The sequence below is a fragment of the Agrobacterium salinitolerans genome, from assembly GCF_027498475.1.
GTDB classification, from domain to species: Bacteria; Pseudomonadota; Alphaproteobacteria; order Rhizobiales; family Rhizobiaceae; genus Agrobacterium; species Agrobacterium salinitolerans.
This window is the reverse complement of record NZ_JAPZLN010000003.1, coordinates 511353-527712: the sequence shown is the minus strand read 5'-3', so window position 1 is coordinate 527712 and position 16360 is coordinate 511353. Positions and strand designations below refer to the sequence as shown.

The following is a 16360-nucleotide window of genomic DNA, read 5'->3' as shown; positions in this document are numbered from 1 at the left end:
CCCGCTTTTTTGCCGTTTATAGATGGGGCATTCACCACGGACCCGGTGAAATTCCGGGTGGCTCTTCTGGCCGCCGATCCGCCAGACAACGCAAAGCACCGACAGTCCTTCTTAATCTACCGGACATGGCTCCGGCCGGTGCGTCATTCTTTGCGAAAAAAATTAAATGAACAGATTTCAGACTTACAGACGTGAGTGGTTTTCCAATATTCGCGGCGATCTCCTTTCCGGCATCGTCGTGGCACTCGCCCTCATTCCCGAAGCCATCGGCTTTTCCGTCATCGCCGGCGTCGATCCGAAGGTGGGATTGTTCGCCTCCTTCGCCATCGCCTGCGTTTCCGCCTTCACCGGCGGCAGACCGGGTATGATCTCGGCGGCAACCGCCGCCACCGCCGTCCTGATGGTCACGCTTGTCAAGGAACACGGGCTGCAATATCTCTTCGCGGCCACCATCCTCATGGGCGTACTGCAAATCGCGGCGGGCTTTGCAAAGCTCGGTCGGGTGATGCGTTTCGTATCGCGTTCAGTCATGACTGGTTTCGTCAACGCGCTGGCGATCCTGATCTTCATGGCGCAATTGCCGGAACTGATCGGCGTGCCGGTCGAAACCTATGTCATGATCGCGGCTGGCCTTGCGATCATCTATCTCTTTCCGCTGGTCACGAAGATCATCCCGTCACCGCTGGTCGCCATCGTCGCCCTGACCTGCGTTGCGGTTTTCTCCGGCATGGATATCCGCACGGTCGGCGATCTCGGCGAGTTGCCCTCGACGCTGCCGATATTGGCCCTGCCGCAGGTGCCGCTGACCTTCGAGACGCTACAGATCATCTTTCCCTATTCCGTCGCGCTCGCCGCTGTCGGCCTGCTGGAATCGCTGTTGACGGCCCAGATCGTCGACGACATGACGGATACGGGCAGCAACAAAAGCCAGGAATGTATCGGGCAGGGGACGAGCAACATAGCGTCTGCCCTCATCGGTGGCATGGGCGGCTGCGCCATGATCGGCCAGTCCGTCATCAATGTCAGTTCCGGCGGCAGGGGCCGTTTGTCCACTTTCGTCGCGGGCGCGTTCCTGCTGTTCCTCATCCTGGTGCTGGATGATCTCGTGCGCATTATTCCCATGGCCGCGCTGGTAGCTGTCATGATCATGGTCTCCATCGGCACATTCTCGTGGCGCTCCATTCTTGATCTGCGCCGCAATCCGCCATCCTCCAGCATCGTCATGCTGGTGACGGTCGGCACGGTGCTCGCAACGCATGACCTTGCAAAGGGCGTGCTGGCCGGCGTCCTTCTCTCCGGCGTGTTTTTTGCGGGCAAGGTTTCAAAACTCTTCCATGTCCGGCCGGAGCTTTCAGCCGATGGCCGAGAGCGGATCTATCGCGTCGACGGCCAGATTTTCTTCGCTTCGACGGAAAGCTTTATCGCCGCCTTCGATTTTGCCGAAGAGGTGGAGGCGGTGACGATTGATGTCACGGAGGCGCATCTGTGGGATATTTCGGCGGTCGGCGCGCTGGACAAGGTGGTCCTGAAGTTCCGCAGAGGCGGCAAGCGGGTCGAGGTGATCGGCGTCAATGAGGCGAGCGCCCATATGATCGACCGCTTCGCCCTGCACGACAAGCAGGAAGCCGCTGCCGCACCGCTGCATTGAGTGAAAATGAAAAGCCCCGGTTTTGAACCGGGGCTTTGTCGTCCTATTCGTTTGCCGTCACCGTCACGCCGAGCATTTTGGGCAGGGTGTTCGGCGCGCCCATCGCAGCGCCCATGATCATCGGAAAGGGAACCGGCTTTTCCGGTTCCGCCGTAATCGAGAAGTTTTTCGGATTGTCGATGTAGGTGTTAATTGCTGCCGACACCATGTTCTGCAATTCCGGAACATTGAGCGAAGCCATCATGATCGGGGCCATGCCCTTGATGGTCTGGGCAAGCTGATCGCCCGTCATGCCCTGCTGGCTTGCGGCATAGTCGATGGCGCGCTTGGTGATGCTGGCGTCTTCGAAGCTGATCTCCGCGTTGATGAAGGACAACTGCTGCATCAGGCCCAGCATGGCGAGGCTCGCCGCCTGATCCGCCTGTTCCTTGTTCGGATTGGCGGCCTGCGCCTTCACCGTCTCCTGCATCGACTTGATGAAGGCGAGCGTGTAGCCGGAGAAACCGAACGACATGTTGAGACGGCCGACATCATCGAGGTCGATGGCGTATTCTTCAACATCGATGGTACCGGAGGCCACTTCCCAGCTGCCGCTCATGGTCATGTCGCCGGAGAGCGCCTGCAGCTTCAGCTTTTCGATCGCGTCCTTGGTCGCGGGATCAGTGACTTCGCTGAGATCGGCCTTGAAACCGGAAGCGTCAAGGTCGAAGCCAATGGAGTTCTTGTCATCGCTGACCGACATCGTCGCGCTGGTTTCCTCAAGCGAGAAAGCCTGTTTGCCGTCGACAGAAACGGAGATCGGGCCGCTATGCGCTTCGTCATAAAACATCAGCGCATCGATGGTGCCGGTGGTGGAGTCTGCGGGAATGACGAGACCGGAGATGTAGATGTCGCTCGCCTTGATCTCAACCTTGTCCTGCCGGTAGTCGATATCGTCAAAACGGGCGTTCTCGATCTTGTAGCCGCCGTTGTTTTCCTCGACGCCTTCGAGCGTGATATTGCCAACCGGGATTTTCTTGGCCGGATCGGCGACCGGGTTGAAGGTCACACTGTTCAGGGTCACCGTCGAGCCGTTAACGGCGACGGAGCCGGCAGCGATCTCGCCGCCCTGTGCGGCATAGGCCGCATTGATCTTCTTCAGAACATCCCCGCCATCCAGCGCGAAAGCGGGCGCCGAAAGCGTAAGAAGCGCGGCGCTCGCGAAAAGAACCTGCCGGGTGGATTTCAGTCTCATGATGTTTCTTCCCTCAACGTACGGCTGTGCACCGTGTTCGAATTCGAATGCTGATACTTATATTCGCGATTATTCAAAGGTCTATAGGATTTAGATCGATTCCCATGACGGCGGCATTGCGGCATTTGCAACGCGGTTAACAAAAAATCGCATGAAAGGGTTGCGTTCATCCACAGCTGCGACCCCTGAATTTCTTGCCGGGAATCGGCATTTCCGCTAGTCAAGCACCATGGGAAAAAATCTTGTACCTCCGTCCGGCGGAGACGATAACATCCATCCGGTCGATTTGAAGGCAGCGCTTGAAGAGCGCTACCTCGCTTACGCCTTGTCCACGATCATGCATCGTGCGCTGCCGGATGTGCGCGACGGCCTGAAGCCGGTTCACAGGCGTATTGTCTACGCCATGAGCGAAATGGGTCTGCGGCCCAATTCCGCCTTCCGCAAATGCGCGAAGATTGTCGGCGAGGTGATGGGTAACTACCACCCCCATGGCGATCAGGCGATCTATGATGCGCTGGCGCGTCTGGCGCAGGATTTCTCGCTGCGTTATCCGTTGGTGGACGGCCAAGGTAATTTCGGCAATATCGATGGCGATAGCCCCGCCGCCATGCGTTACACCGAAAGTAAGATGACGGCGGTGGCCGAGCTTCTGCTCGAGGGTATCGGCGAGGATGCAGTTGATTTCCGCGACACCTATGACGAGTCAAATTCAGAGCCGGTTGTTCTGCCGGGCGCGTTCCCGAACCTGCTGGCGAACGGAGCATCCGGCATCGCTGTCGGCATGGCCACGTCAATCCCGCCGCACAATGCTCATGAATTATGCGATGCGGCGCTTTATCTTATCAAGCATCCCGATGCGTCGGTGGAGAAGCTGGTGGAATTCATTCCCGGCCCCGATCTTCCGACGGGCGGCGTGATTGTCGAAAGCCGCGAGAATATTCTCGATGCCTATAAGACCGGTCGTGGCGGTTTCCGCGTGCGCGCCAAATGGGAGACGGAAGATCTCGGCCGCGGCGGTTACCAGATCGTCATCACCGAAATACCCTTCCAGGTGCAGAAATCGCGCCTGATCGAGAAGATCGCCGAGCTGCTGATTGCCCGCAAGCTGCCGCTTCTTGAGGATATACGCGACGAATCCGCCGAAGACGTGCGAATCGTGCTGGTGCCGAAGAGCCGAACGGTCGATGCGACGCTCTTGATGGAATCGCTGTTCCGCCTGTCTGATCTCGAAAGCCGACTGCCGCTCAACATGAATGTGCTATCGCTCGGCAAGGTGCCGAAGGTGATGGCGCTGAACGAGGTGCTGAGCGAGTGGCTGGCGCACCGCAAGGACGTTCTTGTCCGCCGTTCCCGCCACCGCCTGGCGGCCATCGACCGCAGGCTGGAAATTCTGGGCGGCCTGCTTGTCGCCTACCTGAATATCGATGAAGTCATCCGCATCATCCGCGAGGAGGATGAGCCGAAACAGGTGATGATGGCGAAATGGTCGCTGACGGACCTGCAGGCCGAATCCATCCTCAACATGCGGCTGCGCAATCTGCGCAAGCTCGAGGAATTCGAAATCCGCAAGGAGTTCGACGACCTCAGCAATGAGAAGGCCGAAATCGAAGCGCTGATTGCCTCCGACGACAAGCAGTGGCAGACGGTCGCCTGGGAAATCGGCGAGGTCAAAAAGAAATACGCCAAGGCGACCGAGATTGGCCGCCGCCGCACGCAGTTCGCGGATGCGCCGGATGCCGATATCGAGGCCATCCAGCAGGCGATGATCGAGAAAGAACCGGTCACCATCGTCATCTCGCAGAAGGGCTGGATCCGGGCGCTGAAGGGGCACATGTCCGATACCTCGTCGCTCACCTTCAAGGAGGGCGATGGCCCGAAGCTCGCTTTCCCGGCACAGACGACCGACAAGCTGCTGCTGCTGACGACGGGCGGCAAGGCCTATACGCTCGGCGCCGACAAGCTGCCGGGCGGCCGCGGACATGGCGAGCCGATCCGCATCATGGTCGACATGGAGAACGATCAGGATATCCTGACCGCCTTCGTACATGATCCATCACGCAAACTGCTGCTCGTCTCCACCGCCGGCAACGGCTTCATCGTTGCGGAAAGCGAAATGGTCGCGAATACCCGCAAGGGCAAGCAGATCATGAACGTATCCATGCCTGACGAAGCCAAGCTCGCGGTTCCCGTTACCGGCGACCACGTCGCTGTCGTCGGCGAAAACCGCAAACTCCTGGCCTTCCCGCTGGCGCAGATACCGGAAATGTCGCGTGGCAAGGGCGTGCGCCTCCAGCGCTACAAGGATGGCGGCGTTGTCGACGTGAAATGTTTCGCGCTTGCCGAGGGCCTCAGCTGGTCCGACACGGCCGGGCGTCTCTTCAACAAGGTCGGTGAAGAGCTGCGCGAATGGCTGGCCGACCGCGCGACGGCGGGCCGCACTGTGCCGAAGGGCTTTCCGCGTAGCGGGAAGTTTGGCGGGTAAAGCCGTCTGGTATTGACAGGTTATCGATGAAGCGCCGCGTATCGAAACGATATGCGGCGTTTCTGTTCAATGGAGCGGTATAGTGTGATCTTTGAGAAAACGGTATGCGCCGTCCTCATCGATCTCACCTGCAGCGACATCGAGAACAAAAGCCACGATGTCCGCTTGCTCGGCAACGACTTCAAGTCCGTTGATAAAAAGGAAAGTGTAGGCGGCAAGAAAAGCCGTGCGTTTGTTACCGTCGGAAAAGGGATGGTTGCGCGCTATACCGTAAAGATAAGCGGCGGCGAGTTTCAGTGGTTCCTCTTCTCCATAGGCAGCTTTGTGCAATGGACGCGCCAAAGCTGCCTCGAGTGCGTTTTCATCCTTGAGGCCCGGCAAGCCACCGTGTTCGGCTAATTGCTCTTGATGTATAACTTCGATGGCGACACGGGAGAGCCACTTTATATTGCTCACTTGGCGAGTTCTCTCAGAGCTGTATGGTATTTTTTCATACCACGCCGGGCGGCTTCAAGCTGTTCTCTCAGTTCCGCATGCTCGGGAACGAGTTCGATATTGCCGGCAGTTTCTCTGAGTTCCAGCGCGTCGCCGGCCTTGAGACCCATGCGATCCAGAACTTCCTTCGGAATGATGATGCCTTCGGAATTGCCGATTTTGCGGATCGTTATGTTCATGACGATAGCTCCTGTTATAACGGCGTTATAACATGGCTAAGCTTCGCACACAATGTACGATTTCCGGAGGTTGGATGTGACACTTCCAAATGCCGGTTACTTTTCTTCGGGCGTATAAACCTCCCACCCGCGCGACGTCAGATGCTCCTGCGGATGGTAGCGGGTCTTGTAGCCCATCTTTTCCGAACCATCGACCCAGTAGCCGAGATAGACATGCGGCAGGCCGAGTGCGCGGGTGCGGGTGATGTGATCGATGATCATGAAGGTGCCGAGCGAGCGTTTTTCCAGCTCCGGATTGAAGAACGAATAGACCATCGACAGGCCGTCGCTCATCACGTCGCTGAGTGCCACGGCCAGCAGTTCGCCGCGCTTGCTGGAATCGATGCCGGAACCGGGTTCTCTCACGCGGTATTCGATGATGCGGGTGTTCACATGGGTGTCTTCCACCATGATCGCATAGTCCAGCGCCGACATGTCGGACATGCCGCCGGACTGATGCCGGTGGTCGAGGTAGCGGCGGAAGAGGGCGAATTGTTCTGTGGAGGGTTCGGCGGCATGAACTGTTGCGACGACATCGCTGTTGGCGGCAAGAACGCGTCGCATCGATTTCGTCGGCTGGAACTGCTCGGAGAGGATACGCACGGACACGCAGGCGCGACAGGTTTCGCAGGCCGGGCGATAGGCGATGTTCTGCGAGCGCCTGAAACCGCCCTGGGTCAAAAGGTCGTTCATTTCCGCGGCGCGCGGGCCGACCAGATGGGTGAAGACCTTCCGCTCCATCTGGTTCGGCAGATAGGGGCAGGTGGCCGGCGCCGTAAGATAGAATTGAGGAGAGGGCGTCGCCTGCGTGTTCATCGAACCGTGATCGCCTCCTGCGTCTGTTATGAAAGCGCGCCGCGATTTCACGGGGACGGCGGCGGCGCTTCAAGCGACATGCATAATGCCACAGAATGGCAAAATGACGGAAAACGTCAACTGCGGGATGAGGTATTGTAAGGGTTGAAAGCCGCGTTTACGCGGCTTTCCGCCATATTAGCGCGTTCTGACGATAACGGTGCCAAGCAGGAAGTCGTGAACGAGGCGCGAGCGCTCGGTAAACAGGCCTGCAAGCAGGATCAGCGGCGTCAAAACCGAGTTGATGACCCAGAAAAGCACGATGTGAACGGTCGACAGCAGGAAATCGATTCGCCGTCCGTCCATGCGCGCCATCGCAATCCCCATCGCCCGCATCCCCGGGGTGGCCTGCGACGGGCCGCCGAGTGTCATGCCGAAATAGAGCACCGCAACGATCACGAAGAGCGCCGGATAAAGGAAGAAGCCGAGACCCAGCGTGATAATGCCGAGGAAGAAGACGATCACGGCAGCCGGGATACACAAGAGGAGCACGATCGCGTAATCGATCAGAAACGCGAAGACCCGCCGGCTCAGGACGCCGCTATAGGCGCGCCAGTCATCCGGTGCGGCATAGGTGGGGTTCTGGTCGAGGCTCATCGGTCGTTTTCTCCTGAGAGGGCATGACAGCGCGGCATGAGTGCCGTGTCAGCAGACAATATGGGAAGAAAACGACCGAATACAATAAGTGCAGGCCTCAGCCCTTTGCCAGTTTGCGTGCGGCCTCGATGGCGAAATAGGTGAGTACGCCATCGCAGCCCGCACGCTTGAAACAGAGAAGCGTTTCCATCATCACCCGCTCGCCGTCGATCCAGCCGTTCATGGCGGCCGCCTTGATCTGGGTATATTCGCCGGACACCTGATAGGCGAATGTCGGCAGGCCGAAATTCTCCTTCAGCCGCCAGCAGATATCGAGATAGGGCAGGCCGGGCTTGACCATCAGCATATCGGCGCCTTCCTCCACGTCGAGTGCTGCGTCGCGGATAGCCTCCATGCCATTGGCGGGGCTGATGTAATAACTGTTCTTGTCACCCTTCAGCAGGCCCGCCGTCGAGATGGCCTCGCGATAGGGGCCGTAATAGCCCGACGAGAATTTCGTCGCATAGGCCATGATGCCGACATTCTGGTGCCCGGCGGCGTCGAGACCACGGCGAATGGCGCCGATGCGGCCATCCATCATCTCGGAAGGGGAGATAATGTCCGAGCCTGCCTCCGCCTGAAGGATGGCCGCCCTGACGACCTGATCCACAGTCTCGTCGTTGACGATCTCGTCGCCACGCAAAATACCGTCATGGCCGTGGCTGGTAAAAGGGTCGAGCGCGACATCGGTGATCATGCCGATGTTGGGAACGGCTTTTTTAACTGCGATCGTTGCCTGATTGATGAGATTGTTGGCCTCGAGGGCATTGGAGCCGGTCTCGTCGCGCAGCTCCATCTCGATATTCGGGAAGGTGGCGATGGCGGGAATGCCGAGATCGGCGGCTTCCTTCGCTGCTTCCACCAGCCGGTCGACGCTCATGCGGTTGACATCGGGCATGGCGGGGATGGGTTCGACAATATTGCTGCCCGGCACGATGAAGACCGGCCAGATGAGATCGTCAACGGTCAGGCGATTTTCCTGCACCAGACGGCGCGTCCAATCCGCCTTGCGATTGCGCCGCATGCGGCGATGGCCGGTGATCTCGTCGACCAGATGCGTTTTGTCCTGCATGTCAGAATGTCCTTCGATCAAATTTCGAAAGCTGCATATCATGAAGCGTGGCCCATGCGAATGCGACAATCTTCCCTCATCAGCGTCCTGCGACGACGATGATGCTTTGACAAGGCGGGTGGCGAGATTCAATATGGGCTGGTCGCCCGTTCGTCGAGACCGTATCTTCCGGCCATGGAACCTGATTCTCAACCTCTGCCGAAACGCCCGCTCGCGGAAATCCTCTTTCTGGTCTTCATGAGGCTGGTTGCGGTTTCCTGTTTCTGGTTCGGCCTGCAATATTGGGCGATGCTGACAGGTTATTCGCTTGGCGGCCATGGGCGGTTCGATATGCTGAACCTGCCCTGGCGCGTGGCTGGCAGCGCGCTGGCCGTTATTTTCCCCGTTGCAGCACTCGGGCTATGGCTCGGAGCCTCCTGGGGTGCGGTCATGTGGGTCATGGGCGCGGGTGCGCAGATCGCCATGTATAAGGTGTGGCCGCATATCTTCGGTGCCAACACGCTGGTGCCCGTCATGCACGGTCTCGTGGCAACCATTTATATACTATTCCTGGTCGCTTTCTGGCTGGATCACCGCCAGAATGAAGAACGCGCAAGAATTGATTTACCATAAGAATAAAGCAATTCGGTCCGTTTTCACGCCAATTTTTCCCGTTAAGTCATTGATTTATAATGTTCACGCTCAGGGCGTTCCCGCTTCGCCACAAGTTTGGCCCTCCGGGGAAAATGCAGGTAAGCATTTGTTAATCGTAGCTTTTAAGTAGAATTTTATGCGCATTGATTAGGTTCTCACTCAAGGCGGGAGACAAACAAACACACCGCCAAACAAAACAGTGAGGCAGTCATGATCAATAGCAAAGTTAAGCCGCAGGCCGTTGTTGCCGATGCACATGAAGATACCATCCGCTCGCTCTACATGGAGTCGCTGCACCTGGTGGAACGCCTCCACCGCCGCCTCCTCGATGTCATCAAGGACGAGTTCGACCGTCAGGGTCGTGATGACGTCAACGCCGTTCAGGCCCTGCTGCTGTTCAACATCGGCAATTCCGAACTGACGGCTGGCGAGCTTCGTTCGCGTGGTTATTACCTCGGCTCGAATGTCTCCTATAACGTCAAGAAGCTGGTCGATCTCGGTCTCATCAACCACCAGCGTTCGCGCGTCGACCGCCGCTCGGTCCGCATCAGCCTGACCGAAAAGGGCCAGGAAATCGCCGAAACGGTTGCCCGCCTTTATGAACGCCACGTCGGCTCGATCGAAAAGGTCGGCGGCATCGGCACTGGCGAGTTCTCCGAGATGAACAAGCTGCTGCAGCGCCTCGATCGCTTCTGGAACGACTCGATCGCTTACCGCCTGTAACCGCAAGACGGTTCCACTGTTTAAGCCGGGAGCATTATTTTGCTTCCGGCTTGCGGATTCCGCGTTCCGCGGTTTTCTCTGTCACGCATAACCCTTGTTCGGGCCTTCGCGCTGTTTTTCAGGCGAACAAAGCTTCGTGAGGTGAGGCCCGTGACACGAATCGGCCATATTGATATGGGACCGGCAAAGGTGAAGGAGCCGGCTGTTTCTCCTGCTGTTGCGGCAAGTGCCGACTGTTCTGCCAGACAATAGCGCCCAACAGATGGGTGGTGAGTACTACCAGCCGGCAGACACGTTGTACGTGTTTGTTAATCATATTGATTTAGGCATTGTTGATAATGCCGAAGAGAGTGGCTGGTAGGTAGAATGACAAAAAAAACCGTTTCCGAATCCGTATCGCGCCGCACGCTTCTGCGTTCGGCCGTTTCCGTTGGTGTTGCAGCACTCGCTGCGCCGGCTCTTGCGCAGAACGCGCTGAACGATCTCATGGGCTCGTCGCGCCGTGGCAATTGGGATGACCAGTTCGATGCCAATTCCTCGCGTTCGGCCGTGGGTGTCGTTTCCAACAATCCGGTTCTTGGACGCGAAGCGCCTGTCTATATGCAGCAGGCGATCATGCAATATCAGCAGATAGTGCAGAATGGCGGCTGGCCGGAAGTGCCCGCGTCGCAGCAGCGTCTCCAGATAGGCGTCTCCGATCCTTCCGTGCAGGCGCTGCGTCAGCGACTGATGGTGTCCGGCGACCTGCCGCGCGAAGCCGGCATCTCCAGCGCCTTCGATTCCTATGTCGATGGCGCGCTGAAGCGTTTTCAGGCCCGTCACGGTCTTCCGGCGGATGGCGTCATCGGCGAATACACCACGAAGGCGCTCAATGTTTCCGCGCAGATTCGTCTGGCGCAGCTACAGACCAACCTTGTTCGCATCCAGTCCATGTCGGGCGATCTCGGCCAGCGTCACCTGATGGTGAATATCCCGGCCGCCGCCATCGAGGCAGTGGAGAATGAACGCGTCGTGTTGCGCAACACTGCCGTCGTCGGTCGCGCCAGCCGTCCGACCCATGTGATCAACTCCAAGATTTACGAAGTCATCCTGAACCCTTATTGGACCGCACCGCGCTCGATCGTCGAAAAGGACATCGTGCCGTTGATGCAGAAGGACCCGACCTATCTGGAGCGGAACAATATCCGCCTCATCGACGGCAAGGGACAGGAAGTGTCACCAACCGCAGTCGACTGGTTCGCGCCGAAGGCTCCGAACCTGATGTTCCGTCAGGACCCCGGCAAGATCAACGCCATGTCGTCCACGAAGATCAACTTCCACAATCCCAATAACGAATATATGCACGACACGCCGCAGCAGGGCCTGTTCAACAAGCTGATGCGTTTCGAATCCTCCGGCTGTGTGCGCGTGCAGAACGTGCGCGACCTGACGAGCTGGCTGCTGCGCGACACGCCCGGCTGGTCGCGCCAGGAGATGGAACGCGTCATCGCCACCCGCGTCAACACGCCAATAAAGCTCGCTCAGGAAGTTCCCGTTTATTTCGTCTATATCACCGCATGGTCGGCAAAGGACGGCGTGGTTCAGTTCCGCGACGATATCTACGGCAAGGACGGCAATGCCGAACTGGCGCTCAACACCACCGCGGGCATGGAGCAGCCGGCAGGTGCCGTGGACGACGATCTGCTGCCGCGCAATTGAGGGTCATCCCTCATTTTCGGATAGAGAGAGAGAGCCGCGCCATCCTGGTGCGGCTTTTTCTTTGTCGATGGCGAAAACAACTGTCACTTTTCGCCCCAACGTCGCAGTTTGACGGGCAAATCTCGCTGCCCGTATTGCTCTTGTCCGGGCAGGGCGCTAAGACGCCATCGCATTACTGTTTCAGGAGCCTTCATCATGTCGAACACAGATGCTTTCTTCTCCCGCCCGCTTGCCGAAGCCGATCCGGATATTTTCGGCGCGATCGAGAAGGAACTGGGTCGCCAGCGCCACGAGATCGAACTGATCGCATCGGAAAATATCGTTTCCCGCGCCGTGCTCGAAGCGCAGGGTTCGATCATGACCAACAAATATGCGGAAGGTTATCCGGGCAAGCGTTATTACGGCGGCTGCCAGTTCGTGGACATCGCTGAAGAGCTCGCCATCGAGCGCGCCAAGAAGCTGTTCGGCGTCAACTTCGCCAACGTCCAGCCGAACTCCGGTTCGCAGATGAACCAGGCCGTGTTTCTCGCACTCCTGCAGCCGGGCGATACCTTCATGGGCCTCGACCTGAATTCGGGCGGTCACCTGACGCATGGTTCGCCAGTCAACATGTCCGGCAAATGGTTTAACGTCGTGTCCTACGGCGTGCGCGAAGGCGACAACCTTCTCGACATGGACGAGGTGGAGCGCAAGGCCAAGGAAACCCGGCCGAAGCTCATCCTCGCCGGTGGCACCGCCTATTCTCGCGTCTGGGACTGGAAGCGTTTCCGCGAGATCGCCGATGAAGTCGGCGCTTATCTGATGGTCGACATGGCCCACATCGCCGGTCTCGTTGCCGGTGGCCAGCATCCGTCGCCGTTCCCGCATTGCCATGTTGCCACCACCACCACGCACAAGTCTCTGCGTGGCCCGCGTGGCGGCATGATCCTGACCAATGACGAGGATCTGGCCAAGAAGTTCAACTCGGCCGTCTTCCCCGGCCTGCAGGGCGGCCCGCTGATGCATGTCATCGCCGCCAAGGCCGTTGCCTTCGGTGAAGCTTTGCAGCCGGAATTCAAGGATTATGCCGCACAGGTGGTAAAGAACGCCAAGGCGCTGGCCGAAACGCTGATCGAAGGCGGTCTGGATGTCGTCTCCGGCGGCACGGACAACCACCTGATGCTGGTTGACCTTCGCAAGAAGAACGCCACCGGCAAGCGCGCGGAAGCAGCTCTTGGCCGCGCTTACATCACCTGCAACAAGAACGGCATTCCTTTCGATCCGGAAAAGCCCTTCGTCACCTCGGGTGTCCGTCTCGGCACGCCGGCCGGCACGACGCGCGGTTTCAAGGAAGCGGAATTCCGAGAAATCGGCAAGCTGATCGTCGAGGTTCTCGATGGTCTGAAGGTTGCCAATTCGGACGAGGGCAACGCCGCCGTCGAGGCTGCGGTGCGTGAAAAGGTCGTCGGCCTGACCGACCGTTTCCCGATGTACCCGTACATGTAAGGAAAAAAGACGATGCGCTGCCCATTTTGCGGTTCCGAAGACACACAGGTCAAGGACTCGCGTCCGGCGGAGGACAATACCTCCATCCGCCGGCGGCGCATCTGCCCCGATTGCGGCGGCCGCTTCACGACCTATGAGCGCGTGCAACTGCGCGAGTTGATGGTCATCAAGAAAAGCGGCCGCAAGCTGCCCTTCGACCGGGAAAAGCTGGTGCGTTCCTTCGAGATCGCGCTGCGCAAACGCCCGGTCGATCGCGACCGGATCGAACGCGCTGTCTCCGGCATCGTTCGCCGCCTGGAAAGTTCGGGTGAGACGGAAATTCCCTCGGAAGAAATCGGTCTACAGGTTCTTGAAGCACTGAAAAGCCTCGATGATGTAGCCTTCGTGCGTTACGCTTCGGTCTATCGCGATTTCAGCCATGCCGAGGATTTCGAGAACGTTATCGCCGAAATCAACGCCAAGATCGCCCGCGATACGGACGCCGGAGTCTAGCCGTGACCACCCGTGCCGATGACGAAAGGTTCATGGCCCGCGCCATCGAGGTTTCGCTTCGCCATCAGGGCCAAACGCTCACCAATCCCTCCGTCGGCTGTGTTCTCGTCAAAGACGGGCAAATCATCGCCGAGGCCGTGACCGCCGTTGGCGGCCGCCCGCATGCCGAACGGCAGGCGCTGGAAATCGCCGGCGAGGCGGCGCGCGGCGCCACCGCCTATGTGACGCTCGAACCCTGTTCCCACTGGGGCAAAACCCCGCCCTGCGCCAATGCCCTGGTGGAATACGGCGTCGCCCGTGTCGTGGTGGCGGTGGATGATCCCGATGAGCGCGTTTCCGGCCGCGGTTATCAGATATTGCGCGATGCCGGCATTGTCGTGGAAACCGGCCTGTTGCGGGACGAAGGTAAAAGGGCGCTGGCAGGCTACCTTACGCGCCAGATGAAAAAACGCCCGCATGTGATTCTGAAGCTTGCAATTTCTGCCGATGGCATGATCGGCAGGAAAGGTGAGGGGCAGGTGGCGATCACCGGTCCCGAGTCTCGCCATGCCGTGCATGAGCTGCGGGCGCGCTGCGACTGCATTCTCGTTGGTATCAGGACGGCCATTGGGGATGATCCCGAACTGACGGTCCGAATAGCTGGTCTCGAGGATCGTTCGCCGGTTCGCATCGTGCTGGATCGGCAGTTTGAGTTGCCGCTGACATCGAAGCTGGTGAAGACAGCGCGGGAGGTGCCGGTGATCGTTGCGGCGTTACCCCCCTCTGCCCTGCCGGGCATCTCCCCCTCAAGGGGGGAGATCGGCAAGGGGCTGTCCGCTCGCTCAAATTTCGACTCCACCTCTCATTCGTCAACCTTCAAGGTCTGGCAAGGCAGCGCCCCATCGATCTCCCCCCTTGAGGGGGAGATGCCCGGCAGGGCAGAGGGGGGTAGCCGCGACCGCCGCCGCCAACTTCTCACCGACGCCGGCGTCCAGATTCTTGAAGCCCCCACCCTCGAAAATCTCCTGCACATCCTCGCCGAAAGCGGCATGTCGGAACTTCTGGTCGAAGGCGGCGCCTTTGCCGCAAAATCATTCCTTGAAGCGGGGCTGGTGGACCGTATCATGCTGTTCGAAAGCCCGGTCGTGATCGGTGAGGGCGGCATTGAAACGCCGCTCAACCGTGCCGATATCACGGGCGACTATGCTCTGGTCAGCGAGACCGCCCATGGGCCGGATCGCTGCTTCTGTTATGAAAGGCCGATTTGATGTTTACCGGAATTGTCACCGATGTCGGAACCGTATCCGAGCTGGAAGCTCTGGCCGAAGGCGTGCGTCTGCGGGTGGCGACCAATTACGATCCAAAGACCATCGATATGGGCGCATCGATCTCCCATGGCGGCGTTTGCCTGACGGTGACGAGACTGCCGGAGGACGGCAGCAATGAGCGCTGGTACGAGGTCGAGGCCTGGGAAGAGGCGCTGCGCCTGACAACGATTGCCGGCTGGCAAAAGGGTACCCATGTCAATCTGGAACGGGCGCTGAAGATCGGCGATGAGCTTGGCGGCCACATCGTTTCCGGCCATGTCGATGGCAAGGCGGAAATACTTTCCGTGGAACCCGAAGGCGAGGCGGTGCGCATTCGCCTGCGCGCTCCGGAGCATCTGGCGAAATTCGTGGCGCCCAAGGGTTCCGTGGCGCTCGACGGCACCTCGCTGACCGTCAACGCCGTCGAAGGCACAGATTTCGACGTGCTGTTGATCCGCCATACGCTCGCCGTCACCACCTGGGGCGAACGCCAGCCGGGCGATTTCGTGAATTTCGAAGTCGACACCATGGCGCGTTACGCCGCAAGGCTTGCAGAATTTCCGCCGGCTTAAACTGAGGACGATGAGTCAGCGGACGTCGCGGCAGATCAATTCTTGTCCGACGCCCTGCTTCCGGTTGGAGCGTAAACGTTATAAAGACGTTTTGGGGCTCCAAACGGGGTAGGGGAAATACATCATGCCGTCCTTCGAACTGCTGACAGCCTTTTTCATAACCACCGCCTTGTTCGCCTATATCCCCGGTCCCGCCATGCTGTATGCGGCGGCGCAAACCATGGCGCGCGGCCGGTTTGCCGGGCTGATGGCGGTGCTTGGCATCCATGTCGGCTGCTATTTCCACATTTTCGCTTCTGCGGCAGGGCTTTCGGTGCTGTTTCAGGCCGTTCCCTGGCTTTATCTCGCCGTGAAGCTCTGCGGCGCGCTGTATCTCGTCTGGCTCGGTTTCTCGATGCTGCGCAGCAAGCTCGAGGGCGAGGCGGTCAATCTGACCATCGAGCCGAAATCGGCCCGCCGCGCCTTTATCGACAGCATCATCGTCGATGTGCTCAATCCGAAGACAGCGCTGTTCTTTCTGGCCTTCCTGCCGCAATTTGTCGATCCGGCGGCTGCCTTTCCGGTCTGGTTGCAGTTCCTGATCCTCGGCATCGCCGTCAATTTCATTTTTTCCTCGGCCGATCTCGTCGGTGTCCTTCTGGCGGGCGCCATGGTCGGACGTTTGAAGCGTTCCAGTGCGGTGCAGGTGCTTGCCCGCCGCGCTGCCGGGACGGTGCTGATGGGGCTTGGCGTCCATCTCGCCTTCCAGAAAACCTGATTGTCGCGGAGCCGCGCCGGAAGACGTGAAACCCGGCCAAATGCCCCGCAAACGCGGCCTCTCGCGCCGGTGAC

Annotated in this window: 16 protein-coding genes and 1 other annotated feature; of the genes, 10 read left to right on the top strand and 6 right to left on the bottom strand. The window is 59.0% G+C overall.

The features are described from left to right. Positions 1 to 35: 35 nt before the first annotated feature. Positions 36 to 91: a sequence feature (sul1 is cis-regulatory element that is thought to sense ions involved in sulfur or methionine metabolism; They are found in Alphaproteobacteria), on the top strand. 75 nt (positions 92 to 166) lie between these two features. After that, the gene (locus tag O9X91_RS14565; protein WP_142912547.1) at positions 167 to 1648 is read left to right on the top strand and encodes a SulP family inorganic anion transporter; all 1482 of its coding nucleotides are present in this window, start codon (positions 167 to 169) and stop codon (positions 1646 to 1648) included. A 43-nt stretch (positions 1649 to 1691) separates the two neighbouring features. Here O9X91_RS14565 and O9X91_RS14560 read toward each other — a convergent pair whose 3' ends face one another. Then, positions 1692 to 2882 (bottom strand): hypothetical protein, encoded by a 1191-nt coding sequence (locus O9X91_RS14560; RefSeq protein WP_137410085.1) that lies wholly within the window; start codon positions 2880 to 2882, stop codon positions 1692 to 1694. A 229-nt stretch (positions 2883 to 3111) separates the two neighbouring features. Between O9X91_RS14560 and parC the strand changes: the two genes are divergently transcribed. Further along, positions 3112 to 5364, top strand: a complete 2253-nt coding sequence (gene parC, locus O9X91_RS14555; protein WP_077982522.1) for a DNA topoisomerase IV subunit A — start codon at positions 3112 to 3114, stop codon at positions 5362 to 5364. A gap of 66 nt (positions 5365 to 5430) precedes the next feature. Here parC and O9X91_RS14550 read toward each other — a convergent pair whose 3' ends face one another. The 5 genes from O9X91_RS14550 to hemB all read right to left on the bottom strand — a co-directional run bounded on the left by O9X91_RS14550 (position 5431) and on the right by hemB (position 8640). Then, entirely contained in the window at positions 5431 to 5820 is a 390-nt protein-coding gene (locus O9X91_RS14550; RefSeq protein ID WP_059752524.1) for a type II toxin-antitoxin system death-on-curing family toxin, read from the bottom strand. Next, positions 5817 to 6038, bottom strand: a complete 222-nt coding sequence (locus tag O9X91_RS14545; RefSeq protein ID WP_059752528.1) for an AbrB/MazE/SpoVT family DNA-binding domain-containing protein — start codon at positions 6036 to 6038, stop codon at positions 5817 to 5819. The genes O9X91_RS14550 and O9X91_RS14545 overlap by 4 nt, the downstream gene beginning before the upstream one ends. 96 nt (positions 6039 to 6134) lie before the next feature. Further along, on the bottom strand, positions 6135 to 6893 hold the full coding sequence (locus O9X91_RS14540) for an arginyltransferase (protein WP_142912548.1): 759 nt from the start codon (positions 6891 to 6893) through the stop codon (positions 6135 to 6137). A gap of 177 nt (positions 6894 to 7070) precedes the next feature. Further along, entirely contained in the window at positions 7071 to 7529 is a 459-nt protein-coding gene (locus O9X91_RS14535) for an RDD family protein (protein WP_077982519.1), read from the bottom strand. Positions 7530 to 7626: 97 nt separating this feature from the next. Next, complete coding sequence (gene hemB, locus O9X91_RS14530; RefSeq protein ID WP_142912549.1) at positions 7627 to 8640, bottom strand: porphobilinogen synthase; 1014 nt, start codon at positions 8638 to 8640, stop codon at positions 7627 to 7629. A gap of 174 nt (positions 8641 to 8814) precedes the next feature. Here hemB and O9X91_RS14525 point away from each other — a divergent pair, with 174 nt between their 5' ends. The 8 genes from O9X91_RS14525 to O9X91_RS14490 all read left to right on the top strand — a co-directional run bounded on the left by O9X91_RS14525 (position 8815) and on the right by O9X91_RS14490 (position 16286). Beyond that, positions 8815 to 9252, top strand: coding sequence for a DUF6163 family protein (locus O9X91_RS14525; protein ID WP_077982517.1), 438 nt, complete (start codon positions 8815 to 8817; stop codon positions 9250 to 9252). A 234-nt stretch (positions 9253 to 9486) separates the two neighbouring features. After that, complete coding sequence (gene ldtR, locus O9X91_RS14520) at positions 9487 to 9996, top strand: transcriptional regulator LdtR (RefSeq protein ID WP_026363448.1); 510 nt, start codon at positions 9487 to 9489, stop codon at positions 9994 to 9996. Between the two features lie 366 nt (positions 9997 to 10362). Further along, positions 10363 to 11694 carry a L,D-transpeptidase family protein gene (locus O9X91_RS14515; protein ID WP_077982516.1) on the top strand — a complete coding sequence of 444 codons (1332 nt, stop codon included), beginning with the start codon at positions 10363 to 10365 and terminating at the stop codon, positions 11692 to 11694. Between the two features lie 195 nt (positions 11695 to 11889). Beyond that, the gene (gene glyA / locus O9X91_RS14510; RefSeq protein ID WP_077982515.1) at positions 11890 to 13179 is read left to right on the top strand and encodes a serine hydroxymethyltransferase; all 1290 of its coding nucleotides are present in this window, start codon (positions 11890 to 11892) and stop codon (positions 13177 to 13179) included. A gap of 12 nt (positions 13180 to 13191) precedes the next feature. Next, positions 13192 to 13671: a transcriptional regulator NrdR gene (gene nrdR / locus O9X91_RS14505; protein ID WP_003496675.1), complete on the top strand. Its 480-nt coding sequence runs from the start codon at positions 13192 to 13194 to the stop codon at positions 13669 to 13671. A 2-nt stretch (positions 13672 to 13673) separates the two neighbouring features. After that, positions 13674 to 14918, top strand: a complete 1245-nt coding sequence (gene ribD, locus O9X91_RS14500; protein ID WP_269833217.1) for a bifunctional diaminohydroxyphosphoribosylaminopyrimidine deaminase/5-amino-6-(5-phosphoribosylamino)uracil reductase RibD — start codon at positions 13674 to 13676, stop codon at positions 14916 to 14918. Continuing rightward, positions 14918 to 15529 (top strand): riboflavin synthase, encoded by a 612-nt coding sequence (locus tag O9X91_RS14495; protein ID WP_142912554.1) that lies wholly within the window; start codon positions 14918 to 14920, stop codon positions 15527 to 15529. The genes ribD and O9X91_RS14495 overlap by 1 nt, the downstream gene beginning before the upstream one ends. Positions 15530 to 15653: 124 nt before the next feature. Beyond that, positions 15654 to 16286: a LysE family translocator gene (locus O9X91_RS14490; RefSeq protein WP_173988679.1), complete on the top strand. Its 633-nt coding sequence runs from the start codon at positions 15654 to 15656 to the stop codon at positions 16284 to 16286. Positions 16287 to 16360 lie beyond the last annotated feature (74 nt).

Bases quoted from the DNA above. Each gene is read 5' to 3' on its own strand.
- hemB (WP_142912549.1), bottom strand. From the start codon at position 8,640: ATGCAGGACAAAACGCATCTGGTCGACGAGATCACCGGCCATCGCCGC.
- nrdR (WP_003496675.1), top strand. From the start codon at position 13,192: ATGCGCTGCCCATTTTGCGGTTCCGAAGACACACAGGTCAAGGACTCG.
- O9X91_RS14540 (WP_142912548.1), bottom strand. From the start codon at position 6,893: ATGAACACGCAGGCGACGCCCTCTCCTCAATTCTATCTTACGGCGCCG.
- O9X91_RS14535 (WP_077982519.1), bottom strand. From the start codon at position 7,529: ATGAGCCTCGACCAGAACCCCACCTATGCCGCACCGGATGACTGGCGC.
- O9X91_RS14490 (WP_173988679.1), top strand. From the start codon at position 15,654: ATGCCGTCCTTCGAACTGCTGACAGCCTTTTTCATAACCACCGCCTTG.
- glyA (WP_077982515.1), top strand. From the start codon at position 11,890: ATGTCGAACACAGATGCTTTCTTCTCCCGCCCGCTTGCCGAAGCCGAT.
- O9X91_RS14525 (WP_077982517.1), top strand. From the start codon at position 8,815: ATGGAACCTGATTCTCAACCTCTGCCGAAACGCCCGCTCGCGGAAATC.
- O9X91_RS14495 (WP_142912554.1), top strand. From the start codon at position 14,918: ATGTTTACCGGAATTGTCACCGATGTCGGAACCGTATCCGAGCTGGAA.
- O9X91_RS14560 (WP_137410085.1), bottom strand. From the start codon at position 2,882: ATGAGACTGAAATCCACCCGGCAGGTTCTTTTCGCGAGCGCCGCGCTT.
- O9X91_RS14565 (WP_142912547.1), top strand. From the start codon at position 167: ATGAACAGATTTCAGACTTACAGACGTGAGTGGTTTTCCAATATTCGC.
- O9X91_RS14515 (WP_077982516.1), top strand. From the start codon at position 10,363: ATGACAAAAAAAACCGTTTCCGAATCCGTATCGCGCCGCACGCTTCTG.
- parC (WP_077982522.1), top strand. From the start codon at position 3,112: ATGGGAAAAAATCTTGTACCTCCGTCCGGCGGAGACGATAACATCCAT.
- O9X91_RS14545 (WP_059752528.1), bottom strand. From the start codon at position 6,038: ATGAACATAACGATCCGCAAAATCGGCAATTCCGAAGGCATCATCATT.